Origin of the sequence: Halomonas smyrnensis AAD6, assembly GCF_000265245.1 — a bacterium.
In the GTDB taxonomy this organism is placed as follows: Bacteria; Pseudomonadota; Gammaproteobacteria; order Pseudomonadales; family Halomonadaceae; genus Halomonas; species Halomonas smyrnensis.
In genome coordinates this window covers 140,209-159,785 of sequence record NZ_AJKS02000003.1, presented here as the reverse complement: position 1 = coordinate 159,785, position 19,577 = coordinate 140,209, and the positions used below count along the sequence as shown (strand labels likewise).

General features: G+C 69.5%; 17 protein-coding genes. 13 read left to right on the top strand and 4 right to left on the bottom strand.

The annotated features are described in order from the left end of the window. The first annotated feature begins 31 nt into the window (after positions 1 to 31). On the top strand, positions 32 to 1,231 hold the full coding sequence (gene ftsZ, locus UYS_RS0204880; RefSeq protein ID WP_016854384.1) for a cell division protein FtsZ: 1,200 nt from the start codon (positions 32 to 34) through the stop codon (positions 1,229 to 1,231). A gap of 110 nt (positions 1,232 to 1,341) precedes the next feature. After that, positions 1,342 to 2,253: a UDP-3-O-acyl-N-acetylglucosamine deacetylase gene (gene lpxC / locus UYS_RS0204875; RefSeq protein ID WP_016854383.1), complete on the top strand. Its 912-nt coding sequence runs from the start codon at positions 1,342 to 1,344 to the stop codon at positions 2,251 to 2,253. An 82-nt stretch (positions 2,254 to 2,335) separates the two neighbouring features. On the opposite strand, the gene UYS_RS0204870 is transcribed toward lpxC, so the two are convergent. Further along, the gene (locus UYS_RS0204870; protein ID WP_016854382.1) at positions 2,336 to 2,761 is read right to left on the bottom strand and encodes a DUF721 domain-containing protein; all 426 of its coding nucleotides are present in this window, start codon (positions 2,759 to 2,761) and stop codon (positions 2,336 to 2,338) included. Between the two features lie 139 nt (positions 2,762 to 2,900). Here UYS_RS0204870 and UYS_RS16930 point away from each other — a divergent pair, with 139 nt between their 5' ends. The 4 genes from UYS_RS16930 to UYS_RS0204850 all read left to right on the top strand — a co-directional run bounded on the left by UYS_RS16930 (position 2,901) and on the right by UYS_RS0204850 (position 8,417). Further along, a complete protein-coding gene (locus UYS_RS16930) occupies positions 2,901 to 3,290 on the top strand; it encodes a hypothetical protein (protein WP_040477961.1) in 390 nt (129 codons plus the stop codon). Between the two features lie 56 nt (positions 3,291 to 3,346). Continuing rightward, entirely contained in the window at positions 3,347 to 6,079 is a 2,733-nt protein-coding gene (gene secA, locus UYS_RS0204860) for a preprotein translocase subunit SecA (RefSeq protein ID WP_016854380.1), read from the top strand. A gap of 66 nt (positions 6,080 to 6,145) precedes the next feature. Next, the gene (gene argJ, locus UYS_RS0204855; RefSeq protein WP_016854379.1) at positions 6,146 to 7,375 is read left to right on the top strand and encodes a bifunctional glutamate N-acetyltransferase/amino-acid acetyltransferase ArgJ; all 1,230 of its coding nucleotides are present in this window, start codon (positions 6,146 to 6,148) and stop codon (positions 7,373 to 7,375) included. Between the two features lie 94 nt (positions 7,376 to 7,469). Continuing rightward, positions 7,470 to 8,417, top strand: a complete 948-nt coding sequence (locus UYS_RS0204850) for a Nudix family hydrolase (RefSeq protein ID WP_026068351.1) — start codon at positions 7,470 to 7,472, stop codon at positions 8,415 to 8,417. A 99-nt stretch (positions 8,418 to 8,516) separates the two neighbouring features. On the opposite strand, the gene UYS_RS0204845 is transcribed toward UYS_RS0204850, so the two are convergent. Together UYS_RS0204845 and UYS_RS0204840 are read right to left on the bottom strand one after the other, a co-directional pair. Beyond that, on the bottom strand, positions 8,517 to 9,419 hold the full coding sequence (locus tag UYS_RS0204845) for a carbon-nitrogen hydrolase (RefSeq protein ID WP_016854377.1): 903 nt from the start codon (positions 9,417 to 9,419) through the stop codon (positions 8,517 to 8,519). Then, entirely contained in the window at positions 9,416 to 10,480 is a 1,065-nt protein-coding gene (locus UYS_RS0204840) for an agmatine deiminase family protein (RefSeq protein ID WP_016854376.1), read from the bottom strand. Before UYS_RS0204840 ends, UYS_RS0204845 begins: the two co-directional genes overlap by 4 nt. Positions 10,481 to 10,713: 233 nt before the next feature. Here UYS_RS0204840 and UYS_RS0204835 point away from each other — a divergent pair, with 233 nt between their 5' ends. Continuing rightward, positions 10,714 to 11,955, top strand: a complete 1,242-nt coding sequence (locus UYS_RS0204835; RefSeq protein ID WP_016854375.1) for a lipoprotein-releasing ABC transporter permease subunit — start codon at positions 10,714 to 10,716, stop codon at positions 11,953 to 11,955. Positions 11,956 to 11,962: 7 nt separating this feature from the next. Then, positions 11,963 to 12,685: an ABC transporter ATP-binding protein gene (locus UYS_RS0204830; RefSeq protein ID WP_016854374.1), complete on the top strand. Its 723-nt coding sequence runs from the start codon at positions 11,963 to 11,965 to the stop codon at positions 12,683 to 12,685. Positions 12,686 to 12,714: 29 nt separating this feature from the next. Here the strand turns inward: UYS_RS0204830 and UYS_RS0204825 are convergent, their stop codons facing one another. Next, a complete protein-coding gene (locus UYS_RS0204825; RefSeq protein WP_016854373.1) occupies positions 12,715 to 13,251 on the bottom strand; it encodes a DUF2062 domain-containing protein in 537 nt (178 codons plus the stop codon). A 129-nt stretch (positions 13,252 to 13,380) separates the two neighbouring features. Between UYS_RS0204825 and UYS_RS0204820 the strand changes: the two genes are divergently transcribed. Genes UYS_RS0204820 through lpxK form a run of 5 tightly spaced genes read left to right on the top strand, consistent with a single transcriptional unit; the run spans position 13,381 to position 19,573 of the window. Continuing rightward, positions 13,381 to 15,714, top strand: a complete 2,334-nt coding sequence (locus UYS_RS0204820) for a DNA internalization-related competence protein ComEC/Rec2 (protein ID WP_016854372.1) — start codon at positions 13,381 to 13,383, stop codon at positions 15,712 to 15,714. 4 nt (positions 15,715 to 15,718) lie between these two features. Continuing rightward, positions 15,719 to 16,417, top strand: a complete 699-nt coding sequence (locus tag UYS_RS0204815; RefSeq protein WP_016854371.1) for a MotA/TolQ/ExbB proton channel family protein — start codon at positions 15,719 to 15,721, stop codon at positions 16,415 to 16,417. Beyond that, positions 16,414 to 16,836 carry an ExbD/TolR family protein gene (locus UYS_RS0204810; RefSeq protein ID WP_016854370.1) on the top strand — a complete coding sequence of 141 codons (423 nt, stop codon included), beginning with the start codon at positions 16,414 to 16,416 and terminating at the stop codon, positions 16,834 to 16,836. The genes UYS_RS0204815 and UYS_RS0204810 overlap by 4 nt, the downstream gene beginning before the upstream one ends. Continuing rightward, positions 16,833 to 18,578, top strand: coding sequence for a lipid A export permease/ATP-binding protein MsbA (msbA, locus tag UYS_RS0204805; protein ID WP_016854369.1), 1,746 nt, complete (start codon positions 16,833 to 16,835; stop codon positions 18,576 to 18,578). Before UYS_RS0204810 ends, msbA begins: the two co-directional genes overlap by 4 nt. Continuing rightward, entirely contained in the window at positions 18,575 to 19,573 is a 999-nt protein-coding gene (gene lpxK, locus UYS_RS0204800) for a tetraacyldisaccharide 4'-kinase (RefSeq protein ID WP_016854368.1), read from the top strand. The genes msbA and lpxK overlap by 4 nt, the downstream gene beginning before the upstream one ends. Positions 19,574 to 19,577: the final 4 nt, after the last annotated feature.

The window sequence follows — 19,577 nt, the reverse complement described above, 5'->3', positions numbered from 1 at the left end:
GGCCGCGATCGCGGTCCAGGAGACGGGGCTAATGTTCGAACTGGTAGACAGTGCACCCTCAAGCAGTGCAGTCATCAAGGTCATCGGTGTCGGCGGTGGTGGCGGCAACGCCGTCAATCACATGGTCGAAAGCAGCATCGAGGGCGTCGAGTTCATCTGCGCCAACACCGATGCCCAGGCGCTGAAGCGGGTGGCGGCCAAGACCGTTCTCCAGCTCGGCAGCGAAATCACCAAGGGGCTCGGCGCCGGCGCCAACCCGGAGGTCGGCCGTCAGGCCGCCATGGAGGACCGCGAGCGCATCGCCGAGCTCCTTCATGGTGCCGACATGGTGTTCATCACCGCCGGCATGGGTGGCGGCACCGGTACCGGCGGTGCGCCGGTGGTCGCTCAGGTCGCCAAGGAGCTCGGCATCCTGACCGTGGCCGTGGTCACGCGTCCCTTCCCCTTCGAAGGGCCCAAGCGCATGCGCTCGGCCGAAGAGGGCATGAAGGAGCTCTCCGAGCACGTCGACTCGCTGATCACCATTCCCAACGAGAAGCTGCTCTCGGTGCTCGGCAAGAGCGCCAGCCTGCTGACCGCCTTCAGCGCCGCCAACGACGTGCTGCTGGGGGCGGTGCAGGGCATCGCCGAGCTGATCACCAGCCCCGGCATCATCAACGTCGACTTCGCCGACGTGCGCACCGTGATGTCCGAGATGGGCATGGCGATGATGGGCACCGGCGGCGCCACCGGCGAGAACCGCGCCCGCGAGGCCGCCGAGAAGGCGATCCGCAGCCCGCTGCTGGAAGACATCGACCTGCACGGTGCTCGCGGTATCCTGGTCAACATCACGGCCGGGCCGGATCTGTCCATCGGCGAGTTCAATGACGTCGGTGCCACCGTCCAGGAGTTCGCCTCCCAGGACGCGACCATCGTGGTGGGTACCTCCATCGACATGGAGATGACCGACGAGCTGCGCGTCACCGTGGTGGCCGCCGGTCTCGACGGCCAGCGTCAGCCGGCGGCGGCCAGCCAGAGCTCGCGCCGCGAGGCGGGCGGCGGCGACTATCGCCAGCGGCAGCCGGCGGCGAGCCGTCCGCAGCAGCAGGCGCCTGCGTCGGGTCGCGGCTCGGCCGCGGCCTCCAAGGCCGAGCCTCAGGAGTCCTCGCGGCCCCAGCAGGAACCGCGCAAGTCCCAGGAGCTCGACGACTACCTGGACATTCCGGCGTTCCTGCGTCGCCAGGCCGATTGAGCGCCGCTATCGTTCGCATAGGCACATCGAGCGCACGTTGTTTTTGTTGAAACGTGCGTTCGGTGTTATAGTGAACGGTGTTTGATAACCACCGAGCCTGGCGACTGCCCATGATCAGACAACGCACACTGAAGAACGTCATCCGCGCCACCGGCGTCGGCCTGCACTCCGGCAAGAAGGTCTACCTGACCCTGCGGCCGGCACCGGTCGATACCGGTATCGTGTTTGTGCGCACCGACCTGGATCCCGAGGTGCAGATTCCGGCCAGTGCCGACAGCGTCACCGACACCACGCTGTGCACCGCGCTGTCCAAGGACGGCGTCAAGGTGGCCACCGTCGAGCATCTGATGTCGGCGCTTGCCGGCCTCGGCATCGACAACGCCTACGTCGACGTCAGCGCCCCCGAGGTGCCGATCATGGACGGCAGCGCCGGTCCCTTCGTGTTCCTGATCCAGTCCGCCGGTATCGCCGAGCAGAACGCCGCCAAGAAATTCATCCGCATCAAGCGTGAAGTGGTGGTGCGCGACGGCGAGAAGGAAGCGATCTTCCTGCCCCATCAGGGCTTCAAGGTCTCCTTCGCCATCGACTTCGATCATCCGGTGTTCGAGGCCCAGAAGCAGAGCGCCGAGGTCGACTTCTCGACCACCTCCTTCGTCAAGGAGGTGTCCCGGGCGCGTACGTTCGGCTTCATGCGCGACCTCGAGTACCTGCGCTCGAATAATCTGGCCCTGGGTGGCAGCCTCGACAACGCCATCGTGGTCGATGACTACCGGATCGTGAACGAGGGTGGCCTGCGCTACGACGACGAGTTCGTCAAGCACAAGGTGCTGGACGCCATTGGCGATCTCTATCAGCTGGGCTACAGCCTGATCGGCGAATTCCGCGGCGTGAAGTCCGGCCATGCGCTGAACAACCAGCTGTGCCGCGCGCTGATGGAGAATCAGGACGCCTGGGAAATCGTCACCTTCGAGGAAGAAGCCGCCAAGGCGCCGATCTCCTACGCCGCGCCGGCCATGGCCTGACGCCTCGCCCGTGAGCCCTGCAGAGAAAGGCCCGCCAGACATCTGGCGGGCCTTTCTCGTTGGCGGGCAGGCGGTCGGGGCGTCAGGGCTCGCGTTCGGCGTGGGAGGCGAGGCGTTCCAGGGCGCGCCTGAGTTTCGGGTCCTCGACGTCGGCGGCGCAGCTCGAGAGCTCGTCGGCGGCCCGGGCGGGCAGGTGACGCGTCTGGCGCGGTGGCACCTTGGCCGGGCGCACGGGGCGGACCTTGAAGTCGAAGCCGGTCACCGCGGCGAACCCCGGCAGCTCGTGGAGCAGCGACAGCAGCCGTGACTGTTCGTAGCGCAGTCGGGTCAGCCATACGGCGCGATCGGTAATCACCGTCAGCCGTCCTTCATGGAAACCGCCCACGAACAGGTGCTCGCCGAGCTCGGCGGGCAGGTGATCGCGCAGGTGCTGCTGGGCCTGCTCGATCAGCCGGGCCCGGCGCATCAGGTTGCCCAGCTCCCCGCGGCCGTTCAGCACCTGGGTCATGGGCTGGGCTCGCCTGCGCTTAACCTTTATACTCATCAGCTTGATTCTCGGGTCCGGCCCGGGGTGGGGAATCGTCGACGTGGCGTCGACGGCCTTGGAACGCATGAGCCTAGCACAGGCACGGGAGTCCCTCGACAGCATGGCCAGTCTTACCGCGCAGACAGCACCGGCAGCGTCCGTCGAGCATGGCTCGACGCCTCGCCGTACGCCGGAGCGTCGTCGTCCGCCACGCTGGTGGCTGGCGGGTCTGCTGGTGGGCTGCCTGCTGCCGGCGGGGCTGTCGCCGCTCGGGGCGGCAACGCCGGTCGAGCGCGTCATCCAGGTCTGCATCCTGGCGCCGGCGCTGATCCGGGCCAGCTCGCGACTCCAGGCTCGCCGGCGTGCCCGGCGTCGCTGGCCGACCCGCCCGCTTCCCCGCCGTGCCGGACGACTCGCACTGCGGCTGCCCATCGTCGCCCCGCGACAGCGGGCCGTGGCGGCCCACGATGTCCTGACCCGCCGCGGGCCGCCGCGGGTGCTTCTCGCCTGAACGACGAGCGACCGGGCACGAGGCCCGGTCTTGAGCACCCCAGCGATGGACCCTTCATGATCAACAACCTGTTACGCAAGGTCGTCGGTTCCAAGAACGACCGTGAAGTGAAGCGCATGGGCCGCGCCGTGGCCCGCATCAACACCCTCGAGAAGGATCTCGAGACCCTCGACGACGCCGCGCTGCAGGCGCGTACCGCCGACTTCCGCGAACGCCTGGCCGCCGGCGAGAGCGTCGATGCCCTGTTGCCCGAGGCCTTCGCCACCGTGCGTGAGGCCAGCAAGCGGATCATGGGCATGCGGCATTTCGACGTCCAGATGATCGGCGGTATCACCCTGAACGGCGGTCGCATCGCCGAGATGAAGACCGGCGAGGGCAAGACCCTGGTCGCGACCCTGGCCGTCTATCTCAATGCCCTGCCCGGCAAGGGCGTGCACGTGGTCACGGTCAACGACTACCTGGCCCGCCGCGACGCCGACTGGATGCGTCCCCTCTATGAATTCCTCGGCCTGACCGTCGGTACCATCTATGCCGGCCAGACGCCCGAGGAGAAGCGTGAGGCCTACGCCTGCGACATCACCTACGGCACCAACAACGAGTTCGGCTTCGACTACCTGCGCGACAACATGGCCTTCTCGCTGGAGGACAAGGTTCAGCGCGGGCTGCACTACGCCATCGTCGACGAGGTCGACTCCATCCTGATCGATGAGGCGCGCACGCCGCTGATCATCTCCGGTGCGGTGGACGAGAACACCGAGCTGTACAAGGTGGTCGACCGGCTGGCCCTCGATCTCGCGGTCTGCACCGACGAGGAAGACCCCGAGAGCGGTGACTTCACCCTCGACGAGAAGCAGAAACAGGTCGAGCTCACCGAGGGCGGTCACCACAAGGTCGAGCAGCTGATGCGCGGCGAGGGGCTGCTGGGCGAGGAGGACTCCCTCTATGCCGCCCAGAACCTCAATCTGCTGCAGCACATGCACTCGGCACTGCGGGCCCGCCATCTCTACCAGCGTGACGTCGACTACATCGTCAGCGACGGTCAGGTGGTGATCGTCGACGAGCATACCGGCCGTTCCATGCCGGGCCGGCGCTGGTCCGAGGGCCTGCACCAGGCGGTCGAGGCCAAGGAGGGGGTGACGGTTCAGCGCGAGAGTCAGACGCTGGCCTCCACCACCTTCCAGAACTACTTCCGCCTCTACGACAAGCTGTCCGGCATGACCGGCACCGCCGATACCGAGGCCTTCGAGTTCCGCCAGATCTATGGCCTGGACGTGGTGGTGATTCCCACCAACCGGCCGCTGGCGCGCAAGGACCAGAACGATCTGGTCTATCTCAGCGCCGAGGAGAAATACGAGGCCATCATCGAGGACGTCAAGGTCCAGACCGAGGCAGGCCGTCCGGTGCTGGTGGGTACCGCCTCCATCGAGACCTCCGAGTATCTCGCCGAGCTGATGAAGCGGGCGGGCATCTCCTTCAATGTGCTCAACGCCAAGCAGCACCAGAGCGAGGCGCAGATCATCGCCCAGGCCGGTCGTCCCGGGGCCATCACCATCGCCACCAACATGGCCGGTCGCGGCACCGATATCGTGCTGGGCGGCAACTGGGAAGCCGAGGCCGCCCAGCTCGAATCGCCCAGCGAGGCGCAGGTCGAGCGCCTCAAGGCCGAGTGGAAGGAGCGCCACGAGGCGGTACTCGCGGCCGGTGGCCTGCACGTGATCGGCTCCGAGCGTCACGAGTCGCGGCGTATCGACAACCAGCTGCGCGGCCGTTCCGGTCGCCAGGGCGATCCGGGCTCGACCCGTTTCTTCCTGTCGCTGGAAGACAACCTGATGCGGCTGTTCGGCTCCGAGCGCGTGCAGAAGCTGATGCAGGCGCTGGGCCTGGAGCGCGGCGAGGCGATCGAGCACAAGATGGTCTCCAACGCCGTGGAGCGCGCCCAGAAGAAGGTCGAGGGCCGCAACTTCGATATCCGCAAGCAGCTGCTCGAATATGACGACGTGGCCAACGACCAGCGTCGTGTCATCTACGAGCAGCGCAACGAGATCCTGGCCGCCGACGACGTCTCCGAGAATGTCATCGGCATCCGCGCCGAGGTGCTCGACGAGGGCATCAGCCAGTTCGTGCCGCCCCAGAGCCTGCCCGAGCAGTGGGACCTGGCCGGTCTGGAGGACCATCTCAGCACCGAGTTCAACCTCGAGGCGCCGGTGCGGCAGTGGGCCGAGGAAGACCAGCGCTTCCACGAGGATCAGCTGCGCGAGCGTCTCCACGAGATGCATCGCCAGGCCTACGACGAGAAGATCGAGATCGCCGGGCCCGAGCTGATGCGCCGCTTCGAGAAGCAGGTGATGCTGCAGGTGCTGGACACCCGCTGGAAGGAGCACCTGCAGTCCATGGACCACCTGCGTCGGGGCATCCATCTGCGTGGCTACGCCCAGAAGAACCCCAAGCAGGAGTACAAGCGCGAGTCCTTCGAGCTGTTCCAGACGCTGCTGGCCAACATCAAGTCCGACGTCACGCGCATCCTCAGCCACGTGAAGGTGCGTCAGCCCGAGGAAGTCGAGGCCCTGGAACGGCAGCGCCGCGAGTCGCTGGAGCGCGAGAAGGCGACCGCGGCCAGCCGCCACGACGCGCCCGAGGGCGCCGAGTCGGAAGCCGAGCCGGCCGCCGCCGAGGCACCGGCCGGCGAGGCCCGCCCCCAGCGTCGCGAAGGTCCCAAGGTCGGGCGCAACGATCCGTGCCCCTGCGGGTCGGGCAAGAAGTTCAAGCAGTGCTGCGGCAAGCTGAGTTGATCGGTCGGGGGCCGGGCGAGTCGTCCGCGCCGGCCCCGCCAAGCGAATTCATACAGGAGACAGACGATGGCAGTGGGCCCAGCAAGCTTTCCCGAGATGCCGGTGATCGATGGGGTGCGCCTGGGTACGGCCCGGGCCGGGATCAAGACCGCCGATCGCCGTGATCTGGTGGTGATCGAGGTGCCCGAGGGCGCGGCCGTGGCGGGCAGCTTCACCCGCAACGCCTTCTGCGCCGCGCCGGTGACCGTGGCCCGCGAGCATCTGGCGGCCTGCACCCTGCACGGTGAGACGCCGCGCTATCTGGTGATCAACACCGGCAACGCCAACGCCGGCACCGGCGAGACCGGTCTGCGCGACGCGCGGGCCACCTGTGCCGAGCTCGGCGGCCTGGTCGGGGTGGATGCCTCCCGCGTGCTGCCGTTCTCCACCGGCGTGATCGGCGAGACGCTGCCCATGGAGCGCCTGCTGGGCGGGCTGCCCGAGGCGTTGCGCTGCCTCGACGAGGGCGCCGCGGGCTGGGCCTCGGCGGGCGAGGGCATCCTCACCACCGATACCCGGCCCAAGGGTGCCAGCGTGACCGTGCCGCTGGGGGACGAGACGGTCACCCTCAATGGCATCAGCAAGGGCTCGGGGATGATCAAGCCCAACATGGCCACCATGCTGGCCTTCGTGGCCACCGATGCGGCCATCGCCCCGGCGCTGCTGGACGAGCTGCTGCGCGAGACCGTCGAGCGCTCCTTCAACTGCATCACGGTGGATGGCGATACCTCCACCAACGATGCCTGCATGCTGATCGCCACCGGTCGAGGCGCGGCCATCGACGACGACGAGCGACTGGCGGTATTCCGCGAGGCGCTCGAGCGGCTGATGATCGAGCTGGCCCAGGCCATCGTGCGCGACGGTGAGGGCGCCACCAAGTTCGTCGGCCTGCAGGTCGACGGCGCGGTGTCGCGCCAGGAAGCCCTGGACGTGGCCTTCACCGTGGCGCATTCGCCGCTGGTCAAGACGGCGCTGGCCGCCAGCGACGCCAACTGGGGGCGGATTCTCGCCGCCGTGGGCCGGGCACCGGTGGAGAATTTCGACGTCGAGCGCGTGGTCATCGATCTGGGCGATGTGCGCCTGGTGGAGAACGGCGGCCGAGCCGCCGGCTACACCGAGGAGGCCGGCAGTGCCGTCATGGCTCGCGAGGAGATCGCGATCCGCATCGATCTGGGGCGCGGCGTGCGCAGCGCCACCGTCTGGACCACGGATCTGACCCGGGAATACGTCGCCATCAACGCCGATTACCGCAGCTGAGCGCCGCGGGGCCGCGGCGTTCCCGGGCCACATCAAGAGAGTAACCCCCCGCGCCATCGCCGTGGGGACAAGTGGGATAAGGTGAATGAACGCAATGGTCAAGAGAAGGGTGCATGTGGCAGCCGCCGCCATCATCAGCGCGGACGGTCGTGAGGTGCTGCTCGCCCGGCGCCCGTCCAACGTCGATCAAGGTGGCCTCTGGGAGTTTCCCGGCGGCAAGCTGGCGCCCTACGAAACGGGTCTCGAGGCCCTCAAGCGCGAGCTGCACGAGGAGCTGGGGATCGAGATCCGTCGCGCCCAGCCGCTGATTCGCATCCATCACGAGTACACCGACAAGCACATCCTGCTCGACGTCTGGCAGGTGCATGACTTCGCCGGCGAGCCCTTCGGGCGCGAGGGCCAGGCGGTGCGCTGGGTGCCGATGAACGAGCTGTTCAACTACCCCTTCCCGGCGGCCAACGTGCCGATCCTGCGTGCGGTGATGCTGCCCACCGAGTATCTGATCAGCGCCGAGGAAGAGGATGAGGCGATCTTCCTGTCGCGGCTGGAGCGGGCGCTGGTCGAGGATGGCGTGCGCCTGGTGCAGCTGCGGGCCAAGGAGCTGGACCGCGAGGCCTATCTGGCCCGCGCCGAGCAGGCCCTGGCGGTATGCCGTCGTCACGGCGCACGGTTGATGCTCAACGGCGAGCCCGAGCTGCTCGACGAGGTGGACGCCGACGGCATCCATCTGACCAGTGCGCGACTGATGAGTCTCGATCGTCGTCCGCTGGGCGAGGGCAAGTGGCTCTCCGCCTCGACCCATGACCGCGAGCAGCTGGATCAGGCCCATCGCGTCGGCTGTGACTTCGCGACCCTGTCGCCGCTGCGCACCACGCCCTCGCATCCGGAAGTGGCGCCGATTGGCTGGCACGATTTCCAGCAGCTGGTCGAGCACGCCGGCATGCCGGTGTTCGCGCTGGGTGGCATGACCCGCTTCGACGCCAATCACGCCCGCGCCGTGGGCGCCCAGGGCATCGCCTCGATCCGCGACTTCTGGAAGTAATCGGCGCCGAGCGACAGCACCGGGCGACAAGAAAACCCCGAGGGACAGCCCCTCGGGGTTTTCTTTTGCTCCAGGCAATGTCAGCCAGTCGACTGGCCGCTAGTCGCGATAGCGGCGGGTCAGGTCCCCATAGGCGTCGACGCGGCGGTCGCGCAGGTAGGGCCAGATGCGCCGCACCGCCTCGCCGCGCTCCATGTCCAGTGTCACCAGCAGCCGCTCGGCCTGCTGGCCGGCGTGGGCGAGCAGTTCGCCCTGGGGGCCGCAGATGAAGCTGCCGCCCCAGAAGTCGATGCCCGGGCCCACCCCGGAATGGTCGCTCTCGTGGCCGACGCGATTGGCCACCACCACCGGCAGGCCGTTGGCCACCGCGTGGCTGCGCTGGATCAGCGTCCAGGCGTCACGCTGGCGTGCCTTCTCGTCGTCGTCGTCCTGCGGGTCCCAGCCGATGGCGGTGGGGTAGAGCAGCAGATCGGCACCGGCCATGGCCATCAGGCGTGCGGCCTCGGGGTACCACTGGTCCCAGCACACCAGCAGGCCGAGGCGGCCCAGTGAGGTGTCGATGGGGGTGAAGCCCTCCTCGCGAGCGGCGTCATGATCGCCCGGGGTGAAGTAGAACTTCTCATAGAAGCCCGGATCGTCGGGGATGTGCATCTTGCGATACTGGCCGACCCGGCCGCGGGCGCCATCGTAGACCACGGCGGTGTTGTGGTAGAGCCCCGGGGCGCGGCGTTCGAACAGCGAGCCCACCAGCACGATGTCGAGCTCCGCGGCCAGCGCCGCCAGCCGCTGGCCGGTGGGGCCGTCCAGCGGCTCGGCCAGATCGAACAGCGCGGTGTCCTCGAACTGGCAGAAGTAGTGGGTGGCGTGCAGCTCCTGCAGCATCACCAGCTGGGCGCCGGCACCGGCCAGCTCGCGGATGCCGGCCTCGCTCTCTGCCAGGCTCCTGGCCTTGTCGGGCCAGGCCGGCTGCTGGACCAGGCCGACCTTGAGGGTGCGGGTCATGATGTCTCTCCTTCATGGCGGCGAGCCCCGGCCAGGGTGCCGCGGGGCAGCTGCATGGTCAGGCAGTGCAGGCTGCCATGCTGGCGGATCACGGTGCCGCAGTCGATGGGCACGATGTCACGGTCCGGGAAGGCCTCGGCCAGGGCCGCGAGGGCGCGCGCATCGGCGGCGTCGCCGTAGGTGGGCACCAGCACCGCGCCGTTGATGATCAGGAAGTTGGCATAGGTGGCCGGCAGGCGGCGGCCGTCCTCGGCGTCGAAGCAGGCGGCGGGCCAGGGCAGCGGGATCAGCCGGTAGGGCTCGCCGTCGGCGCGGCGCAGCGCCCGCAGTTCGTCTTCCATGGCGGCCAGCGCCGGATAGTGCGGGTCGGCCTCGTCGTCGCAGCGCACGTAGGCGATGGTCTGCGGGTCGCAGAAGCGCGCCAGGGTGTCCACGTGGCTGTCGGTGTCGTCGCCTTCCAGATGGCCATGAGCCAGCCACAGCACCCGCTCGGCGCCCAGCTCGTCGGCCAGCCGCGCTTCGATGGCGGCCCGGTCGAGGTGTGGGTTGCGGTTGACGTTGAGCAGGCAGGCCTCGGTGGTCAGCAGGGTGCCCTGGCCGTCGCTCTCCAGGGCACCACCCTCGAGCACCAGGTCGTGGGAGAGCAGCGGCGCGTCGAAGACGCCGTCGGCGGCGAGACGCCGGGTCAGACTGTCGTCGCGGCCGGCGGGAAACTTGCCGCCCCAGCCGGTGAAGACATAGTCGAGCAGCACGAGTTCGCCGTCGCGCTCGACGGTGAGCGGGCCGTGGTCCCGGGCCCAGGTGTCGTCGGCTTCGGCCACCCTGAGCAGCAGGCGCTCGGCGGGCACGCCGCGATGACGTAAGGCCTCGGCCAGCCGGAGGCGGGTCGCGTCGTCCGGCACGGCGATCAGCACCGGCTGGTAGCGGGCGATGGCCACCGCCAGGGTCTCCAGGGTCGCCTCGATGTTCGCCAGCAGCGGCGCCCAGTCGCTGTCGGGACCCGGCCAGGTCAGTTGCACGGCATCCTGGGGATGCCATTCGGGGAGCAGGCAGACGGCCATGGCAGGCCTCCTCGATGAAGGAATCCGGCGCAATGTAGGGGGCGGTGCGTCGGGATGCAAGCCCGGCGAGGCCGTCGGCTCTCCGGGCGACGGGGCCGGGTGCCGCGCTCCTGTCAGGTGGTGTCTCGCGTCGCCGAACCGGCAAGGTGCAGTCATCGTGCAAGCCTTGCCTCCCCGATGCAGGGCCGGCCAAAAACACGTACCATGAGCGCCCGCCGACAAGGAACGCTCAAATGCTGGATCGTCTGCCTCTCCTGATCGGGTTGCGCTACGTGCGGGCCAAGCGACGCAACCACTTCATCTCCTTCATTTCCCTGACCTCCATGCTGGGCCTGACCCTGGGCGTGGCGGTGCTGATTCTCGTGCTGTCCGTGATGAACGGCTTCGACCGCGAGCTGCGCGAGCGGGTGCTGGGCATGGTGCCGCACACCCGCATCGAGGTGCCCTCCGGGCTCACCGACTGGCAGCCGCTGGCCGAGCGCCTGCAGCAGCGCGAGCACGTCATCGGGGCGGCGCCCTATATCCAGCAGCAGGGCATGTTCTCGGTCGGCGGGCGCAACAACGGCGCCCTGGTCAACGGCATCAAGCCCGACTGGGAGAAGCGCGTCTCGATCGTCGACGAGCACATGGAGCGCGGCAGCCTCGACGACCTGCAGCCCGGCGAATGGAACGTCGTGCTCGGCTCGATGCTGGCGCGTCAGCTCGGCGTGACGGTGGGGGACCGGGTGACCCTGCTGGTGCCCGAGGCCTCGATCACCCCGGCCGGCGTCTTCCCGCGCCTCAAGCGCTTCACCGTCAGCGGCATCTTCAGCGTCGGGGCGGATCTCGATGCCAACCTGGCCTATGCCAACATCGCCGACATGCAGACCCTGGCGCGCATGGGCGATGACGTGGGCGGGCTGCGCCTGGAGCTCGACGACCTGTTCCAGGCCGGCAGCGTGACGCGCTCGATCATCGACGATCTGGGGCCGGGCTATCGCGGCCTGGACTGGACCTATACCCGGGGTAACCTGTTCCAGGCGATCCAGATGGAGAAGCGCATGATCGCGCTGCTGCTGACGGTGATCATCGCCGTGGCGGCCTTCAACATCGTCTCGACCCTGGTGATGGTGGTCACCGACAAGCATGCCGATATCGCCATCCTGCGCACCATCGGTGCCACGCCACGTTCGATCATGGGCATCTTCATGGTCCAGGGGCTGGCCATCGGCGTGATCGGCATCCTGATCGGGGTGGGGCTCGGCGTGCTGCTGGCACTGACGGTGTCCGATATCCTCGCCTTCGTCGAGTCGGCCTTCGGCATCCATTTCCTCGATGCCGGCGTCTATTTCATCAGCGAGCTGCCCTCGCAGCTGCTGTGGTCCGACGTGGGCCAGATCGTTTCCGCGGCCTTCGTGCTGACCTTCCTCTCGACCCTCTACCCGGCCTGGCGCGCGGCCCGGGTGCAGCCTGCCGAGGTGCTCCGCTATGAATGATCCCGCCATGACTCAGGCGTTCACCCGTGACGCGGGGCAGCGTGAGGTGATGCTGGCCTGCGATCACCTGACCCGCGTCTACCGCGAGGGGCCGCGCGACCTCACCGTACTCGACGATCTGGCCCTCGAGGTGCGGGCCGGCGAGCGCGTGGCGGTGGTCGGCAGCTCCGGCTCCGGCAAGACCACGCTGCTCAACCTGCTGGGGGGGCTGGATCATCCCAGCAGCGGCGCGGTCCGCATCGCCGGGCAGGCGCTGCACGAGCTGGGCAATGCCGCCCTCGGGCGCTTTCGCAACCGGCACATCGGCTTCGTCTACCAGTTTCACCATCTGCTGGCCGAGTTCACGGCGCTGGAGAATGCTGCCCTGCCGCTGATCGTGCGCGGCCAGCGCAAGAAGGACGCCGAGGCCAAAGCGCTTGAGCTGCTGGATCGGGTGGGCGTGGCCGAGCGCGCGGCCCACAAGCCCGGTGAGCTCTCCGGCGGCGAGCGCCAGCGCGTGGCCATCGCCCGGGCGCTGGTCACCGACCCGAGCCTGGTGCTGATGGATGAGCCCACCGGCAACCTCGATCAGACCACCGCGGCGAGCATCCTGGCGCTGATGGACGAACTCTCCGCCAGCGCCGCCTGCGCCTTCGTGATCGTCACCCACGACACGGGGCTCGCCGCCCATCAGGATCGGGTGCTGCGCCTCGATGGCGGTCGCCTGACGCCGGATGCCCCCGGCGCCTGACGCCCGATCCTGCCTTCTTCCTTCCCGCTTCAGGCGCGGTCGCCCAGCCGGTCACGGCGGCGCCGCGCCCTTCGCTTCCAGCTGCGCGACACCTGCCAGCGCCACGCCAGACGAATCGTCACGCTGCCCAGCCCGCCCGCCAGGACGGCCGCCACCAGTGAGCCGGCCGCCAGGGCCGGGAGGGCATCGATCAGCTGCCCGGCAACCCATTCGGTGGATAGCTGCGTGGGCGCGGCACGCGCCGGCAGGTCCAGCAGCCAGGCGCCGAGTCGGTAGTTGCCGTAGAAGATCAGCGGCATGGTCAGCGGATTGGTGATCCACACCAGTCCCACCGAGAGCGGCAGATTGGCGCGTAACGCCCAGGCGCCCAGGGCGGCAAGGACCATCTGGCACGGGATCGGCAGCAGGGCGCAGAACAGCCCGACGAAGAAGGCGTTGGCCACGCTGCGTCGCGACAGCATCCACAGCGAGGGATTGCCGATCAGGTGGCTCAAGAAGCGCAGAGAGCGCTGGCGCCTGAGGGTCTCGGGATGGGGCAGGTAGCGCTGCAGGAGACGGCGCGGCATGACGACGGGCTCGCGGCTTCGATATGCGCGCTATTATCCATACAAGCCCGCTCCCTCGCCATGGCGTTGCTCAACGCGTTGGCGCCGGGTCGTCACGCCATGCCGGGCAGCCTGCTCAGGATGATGTCCATGGTAATCGGGTTGGCCCTGCCGCTCGCTCTCGCGGCGCTCACCGGAACGCTGCTCGGGGCGCTCGTCGACCAGGGCGATGCGGCCCTCTGGTCCCAGGCGCTGGGGCTGGCGCTGTTGATGGCTATCGCGGCCCGGCGCTGGCGCCTGTTGCTGATGCTGTCGCTGATCGCGCTGGTGGCCGGCCAGCTGTGGTGGAGCCGCGGCGGCGAGCTGCCCCGGGGGCTCAGTCGTCAGGATCTGGCGGTGGAGGGGCGCCTGACGGCCGTGTCACGAGAGGCCGGCCTGACCCGGCTGACGCTGGCGGTGGCGGACTGTCGTCCTCTGGCCCCGGGGCTGCCGGGCTGTGATCGGCTGTCTCGGGTGCGTCTCAACGCCTATCGGGCACCGGCCATGGTCGCGGGCGAGCGCTGGCGGCTGACCGTCCGGCTGAGGCCGCCCTCGGGGTTCGCCAACCCCGATGCCTTCGACTATCGCGCCTGGCTGCGCCGGGAGGGCATCCAGGCCACCGGCTACGTGCGCGAGGCACCGCCGCCGGCGCGTCTCGAGGCGTCCGGCGGCTCGGTTCGCCGATGGGCGCTCGCCCGGCTCGATGAGCGCGACCTTGCCCCGCGCACGACGCGCTGGCTGGCGGCCCTGACTCTGGGCGCCGGCGAACGGCTGGGCGACGACGACTGGGATCTGCTCAATGCCAGCGGCACCACCCACCTGATGGTCATCTCCGGGCTGCATGTCGGCCTGGTGGCCGGGGTCGCGCTGTGGCTGGCGCGTGGGGCTGCGCGTCTTCTCGCGCCGGGGCGCTGGCGCATGGCGATCTGGCCCTGGTGGATCGCCGGCACCGCGGCGGTGGCCTATGCCTGGCTGGCCGGGCTCGAGCCGCCGGCGATGCGGGCCATGATCATGGTGCTGGTGGGGCTGTGGGTGGCCAGCGGGCGCCATTCGCCGGGGCCCTGGCAGGCCTGGTGGCTGGCCCTGGCGCTGGTGGTGAGCCTTGATCCGCTGGCGGTCTGGCGCCCCGGCAGCTGGCTGTCCTTCGGTGCCGTGGCGCTGCTGATCCTGATCTGGCAGGGCCGTCCCCGCCCGCGGGGCTGGCGCGGCTGGCTGTGGGCGCTGGTGCGCAGCCAGCTGCTGCTGGCGCCGGTGATGGCCGGCGCGGTGCTGCTGGCCTTCGATCGCCTCGCACCGGCGGCGCCGCTGGTCAATCTGCTGGCCGTGCCGCTGGTCGGCAGCGTACTGGTGCCGCTGGGCCTGGCGGGCTGGGCGCTGGCCTGGGTGCCGCCGTTGGGCGATATGGCCTGGGGGCTGTTCGGCGCGCTTGCCGAGGGCGTCGCCGCCGGGCTCGAGATGGCGTCGCGCCTGGCGCCCCTCTGGCAGCCGCCAACGGCCGTGGCCGAGGCGCTGGGCACGGCGCTGATCCTGATCGGTCTGCTGTGGGCACTGCCGGGGCTGGCCGAACGACTGCGCCTGGCGGGCACCGCGCTGCTGGCCTGCGGCGCGCTGTGGCTGACGCCGTCGCTGCCGGAACCCGGGGCGCTGCGCGTGCGCGTCCATGACGTGGGACAGGGCCAGCTGGTGGCCCTGCGCACCGCCCACTACCGGGCGCTGATCGACACCGGGCCGCGCTTTCCCTCCGGCTTCATGCCGCTCTCGACGCTCTGGCCCGAGGGGCAGCGCTTCGACGATGTGATCGTCAGCCATGACGATGGCGATCATGCCGGGGGGCTTGAGGCGCTGATCGAGGAGCATTCGGTCGGGCGCTATCTGGCGCCGCCCGGCAGCGTGCTGCCGGTGACGTCCGAGCCCTGCGTGGCAGGGCGGAGCTGGCGCCGCGATGGGGTGAGCTTCCGCGTGCTGTGGCCGCCCGCCGAGGCCGTAGGCCTGTCCGACAACGACCGCTCCTGCGTGCTGTTGATCACCGCGGGTCAGCAGCGGCTGCTGATCACCGGCGATGCCGGCGCTCGGGTGGAGCAGGAACTCCTGACACGGATCGATGGCCCCATCGACGCGCTGGTGGCGGGGCATCACGGCAGCACGACCAGCTCCGGCCCCGATTTCCTGGCCGCGGTCCAGCCGCGGCAGGTGATCTTCAGCGCGGCACGCGACGGCCGTTTCGGCCATCCGGCGCCGTCGGTGGTGCGTCGCTTCCGGCGCCTCGGCAGCTGTCTGTGGAACACGGCCGAGGACTGTGCCGTGACCCTGTGGCTGGGCGGGATGGCACGCGTCGCGCCCACGCGCCCGGCGGCCTGGTGGCGCGGCGGTGTCGGAGGCGAGTGCCTTGCGTTAGAATCGCCTTCAATGACGCCGGAGGCGCCGGTGACTGCTCGAGGGAGGTGACCCCATGACCCTGATGGAGGCCCTGATCGCCGGGGGCTGGCTGATGCTGCCGCTGCTTGGCTGTTCGCTGGTGGCGGTGGTGATCGTCGTCGAACGCCTGTGGGCACTGCGCGCCGGACGGATTGCCCCGAGGGGGCTCGGCGAGGAGGTCTGTTCGCTGGCGGCGCGTGGCCAGGTCAACCTCTACTGGCTGGAGAGCCATTCACCGCTGGGTGGTGTACTGGCGGCCGGGCTGCGCAACGCCCGGCTCGGCCACGAGCAGGTCCGGGCGCGTTTTCAGGAGGCGGCCACCGCGGTGGTGCATGACATGGAACGCTTCCTGAGTCCGCTCGGCACCATCGCCTCGATCACCCCGCTGCTCGGCCTGCTGGGCACCGTGGTGGGCATGATCGAGGTCTTCGCGGTGCTCGTCTCGAGCGACGGCGGCGAGCGTGCCGCGGAGCTGGCCGGCGGCATCTCCCAGGCCCTGGTGACCACCGCGGCGGGCCTGACCGTGGCGATTCCCGCGCTGATGTTCCACCGCTACTTCCAGCGGCGGGTCGAGGACATCACGGTGCACATCGAGGAGCAGGCCGGCCAGGTGGTCGAGTTCCTGGCGCATCACCAGGGCCAGCTGACGCTGGCCGAGCGCCACGAGCCGGCGACGGAGGCGAGGCCCCGTGCGGCCGACGAGCGTTCGCCGGCGGGGGGAGGGCGCCCATGAGGGTGCCGCGCAGGCGGCGCGAGGCGGTGGAGGTCAATCTGACCCCGCTGATCGACGTGGTCTTCCTGCTGCTGATCTTCTTCATGGTCTCGACCACCTTCGAGACCCGCCAGGCGCTGGAGCTGGTACTGCCCGAGAGCGTGACCGGCGTCGCCGCCGAGGCCTCGCCGGTCACCGTGGTGATCACCCCCGAGGGCGAGTATCGCCTGGGCGAGCGGGCCCTGGCGCCCGGCGAGCTGGAAGCGGCACTCGAGGCCGTCGCGTCGCGCGCCCGCGAGCGCGGGCTGGTGGTGGAGGCCGATGGTCGCGCCGCCCATGCCGACGTGGTGCGCGTGCTCGACCGCGCCGGCGCACTGGACATTCGGCGGGTGCGTATCGCCACCGCCAAGGCAACACATTCTGAAGCGGAGACACCGTGAGCGAACACTCGGGCTGGACCCTCTACAAGCGTCTGCTGGGCTATGTGAAGCCCCATTGGAAGGCCTTCGCCCTGGCCATCGTCGGTTACGCCATCTATGCGGCGTCCAGCACGGCGCTGGCCGAGATGATGAAACGCCTGATCGACGGCATCCAGAATCCGGACGCCGCCTTTCGCCTGATGCTGCCGCTGTTCGTGGTGGGCATGTTCGCCGCTCGCGGGCTGGGCACCTTCCTCGGCACCTACTTCATGAGCAACGTGGCCCGCAACCTGGTCCACGCGCTGCGCTGCGACGTCTTCAATCACATGCTGCACCTGCCGGGGCGCTTCTTCGACGAGCATTCCTCGGGTCACCTGGTGTCACGGGTCACCTACCACGTCGAGCAGGTCACCGGGGCCGGCACCAAGGCGATCACCATCCTGCTGCGCGAGGGGCTGTTCGTGATCGGGCTGGTGGTCTACCTGCTGTGGACCAACTGGATGCTGACCCTGCTGTTCCTGGCCGTGACGCCGCTGATCGGCGGCGTGGTCAGCTATACCAGCAAGCGTTTCCGGCGGATCTCGAGGCGCATCCAGCGCTCCATGGGCGACGTGACCCATGTGGCCTCCGAGGCGCTGTCGGGCTATCGGGTGGTGCGTACCCACGGTGCCGAAGCCTATGAGCAGGCCCGCTTCGCCGAGGCCAGCGAGGTCAATCGTCGCCAGAGCATGAAGGAGGCGCTGACCAAGGCCACCAGCACCCCGGTGATCCAGCTGATGGTGGCGCTGGCGCTGGCGGTGCTGGTGTGGCTCGCCATGTCGCCGGCGATGCTGTCCGACATGACCCCCGGCGAGTTCGTCGCCTTCATCACCGCGGCCTCGTTGATGGCCAAGCCGGTGCGCCAGCTCACCGAGATCAACGCCACCGTGCAGAAGGGCATCGCCGCCGCCGGCGAGTTGTTCGGGCTGCTCGACGTGCCGCCCGAGGAAGACAACGGCACTCGCGAGCCGGGTCGGCTCGAGGGGCGCGTGACCCTGGAAGGCGTGCGCTTCGCCTACGGTGCCGACCAGCCGGAGGTGCTCAAGGGCATCGACCTGGACGTGGCCCCCGGCGAGATGATCGCCATCGTCGGCCGCTCCGGCAGCGGCAAGTCGACCCTGATGGGGCTGCTGCCGCGCTTCTACCGGCCCACCGCGGGACGGATCTGCCTCGATGGGGTGTCGCTCGAAGACTTCAAGCTGCTGCCCCTGCGTCGCAGCATCGCCCTGGTCTCGCAGCAGGTGACGCTGTTCAACGCCACCATCGCCGACAACATCGCCTACGGCATCGACGACCCCGACCCTCAGGCGGTCGAGGCCGCGGCGCGGGCGGCGCATGCCCACGAGTTCATCGAGCGCCTGCCCGGGGGCTACGCCACCGTGGTCGGCGAGAACGGGGTGATGCTCTCCGGTGGCCAGCGCCAGCGTCTGGCCATCGCCCGGGCGATCTTCAAGGATGCCCCGCTGCTGATCCTCGACGAGGCGACCTCGGCGCTGGACACCGAGTCCGAGCGCTACATTCAGGCGGCGCTCGAAGAGGTGTGCCGCGATCGGACCACCTTCGTCATCGCCCACCGGCTGTCCACCATCGAGCGTGCCGACCGCATCCTGGTGATGGAAGGCGGCGAGATCGTCGAGCAGGGCAGCCACGCCGAGCTGCTGTCGCGTGACGGTGCCTACGCGGCCCTGCATCGCCTGCAGTTCCAGGACGCCGAGACGGCATGAGCGGCGGTGTCGGCGAGCGCTGGCTCGAGGCGGCCTATGCCGGAGCGCCCTGGCTGTGGCCGCTGCGCCCGCTCGAGGCGCTCTATCGTCGGCTGATCGCGCGCCGCACGCGGGCCTACGCCGAGGGGCGCCGCCAGGCCTGGCGGGCCCCGGTGCCGGTGATCGTGGTCGGTAACATCACCCTCGGCGGCACCGGCAAGTCGCCGCTGGTGGCCTGGCTGGCACGCCATCTCGGCGAGGCCGGTTGGCGGCCCGGTATCCTGTCCCGTGGCTACGGCGGCCGCGCCGATCACTATCCGCTGCGGGTCGAGGCCGATACCCCGGCCTCGGCCTGCGGCGACGAGCCGCGCATGCTGGCCGACCAGACCGGCGTGCCGGTGGTGGTGGACCCGGATCGCCCGCGAGGCGCCCGGCGGCTGCTGGAGGAAGGCTGCGACATCCTGCTCGCCGACGATGGCCTGCAGCACCTGCCGCTGGGGCGCGACCTGGAGCTGGTGGTGGTGGATGGCCATCGCGGGCTCGGCAACCGGCGCTGCCTGCCGGCCGGGCCGCTGCGCGAGCCCGCCGAGCGGCTCGAGACCGTGGATGCCGTGGTGGTCAACGGCACGCCCCGGGACCAGCGCCTGGGCGATCACTACCGCATGACCCTGACGCCCGCCGGCTGGCGCCCGCTGGGCGGCGGCGAGCGTCGGGCGGTGGCGCCGGCGCCCTTCGTCGAGCCGGTACATGCCCTGGCCGGCATCGGTCGACCGGCGCGCTTCTTCGAGACCCTCGAAGGCCTGGGCATCGCCCACTGGACCCACCCCTTCGCCGACCATCACCGCTTCACCGCCGACGATCTGGCGTTCGCCGATGGGCGCCCGCGGGTGATGACCGCCAAGGACGCGGTGAAGTGCCGTGACCTGCCGGCGGACGATGCCTGGGTGCTGGAGGTGGAGGCGGTGCCCGACCCCGATTTCGTCGCCTGGCTGGATGCGCGCCTGGCGGCCCTGTGAATTC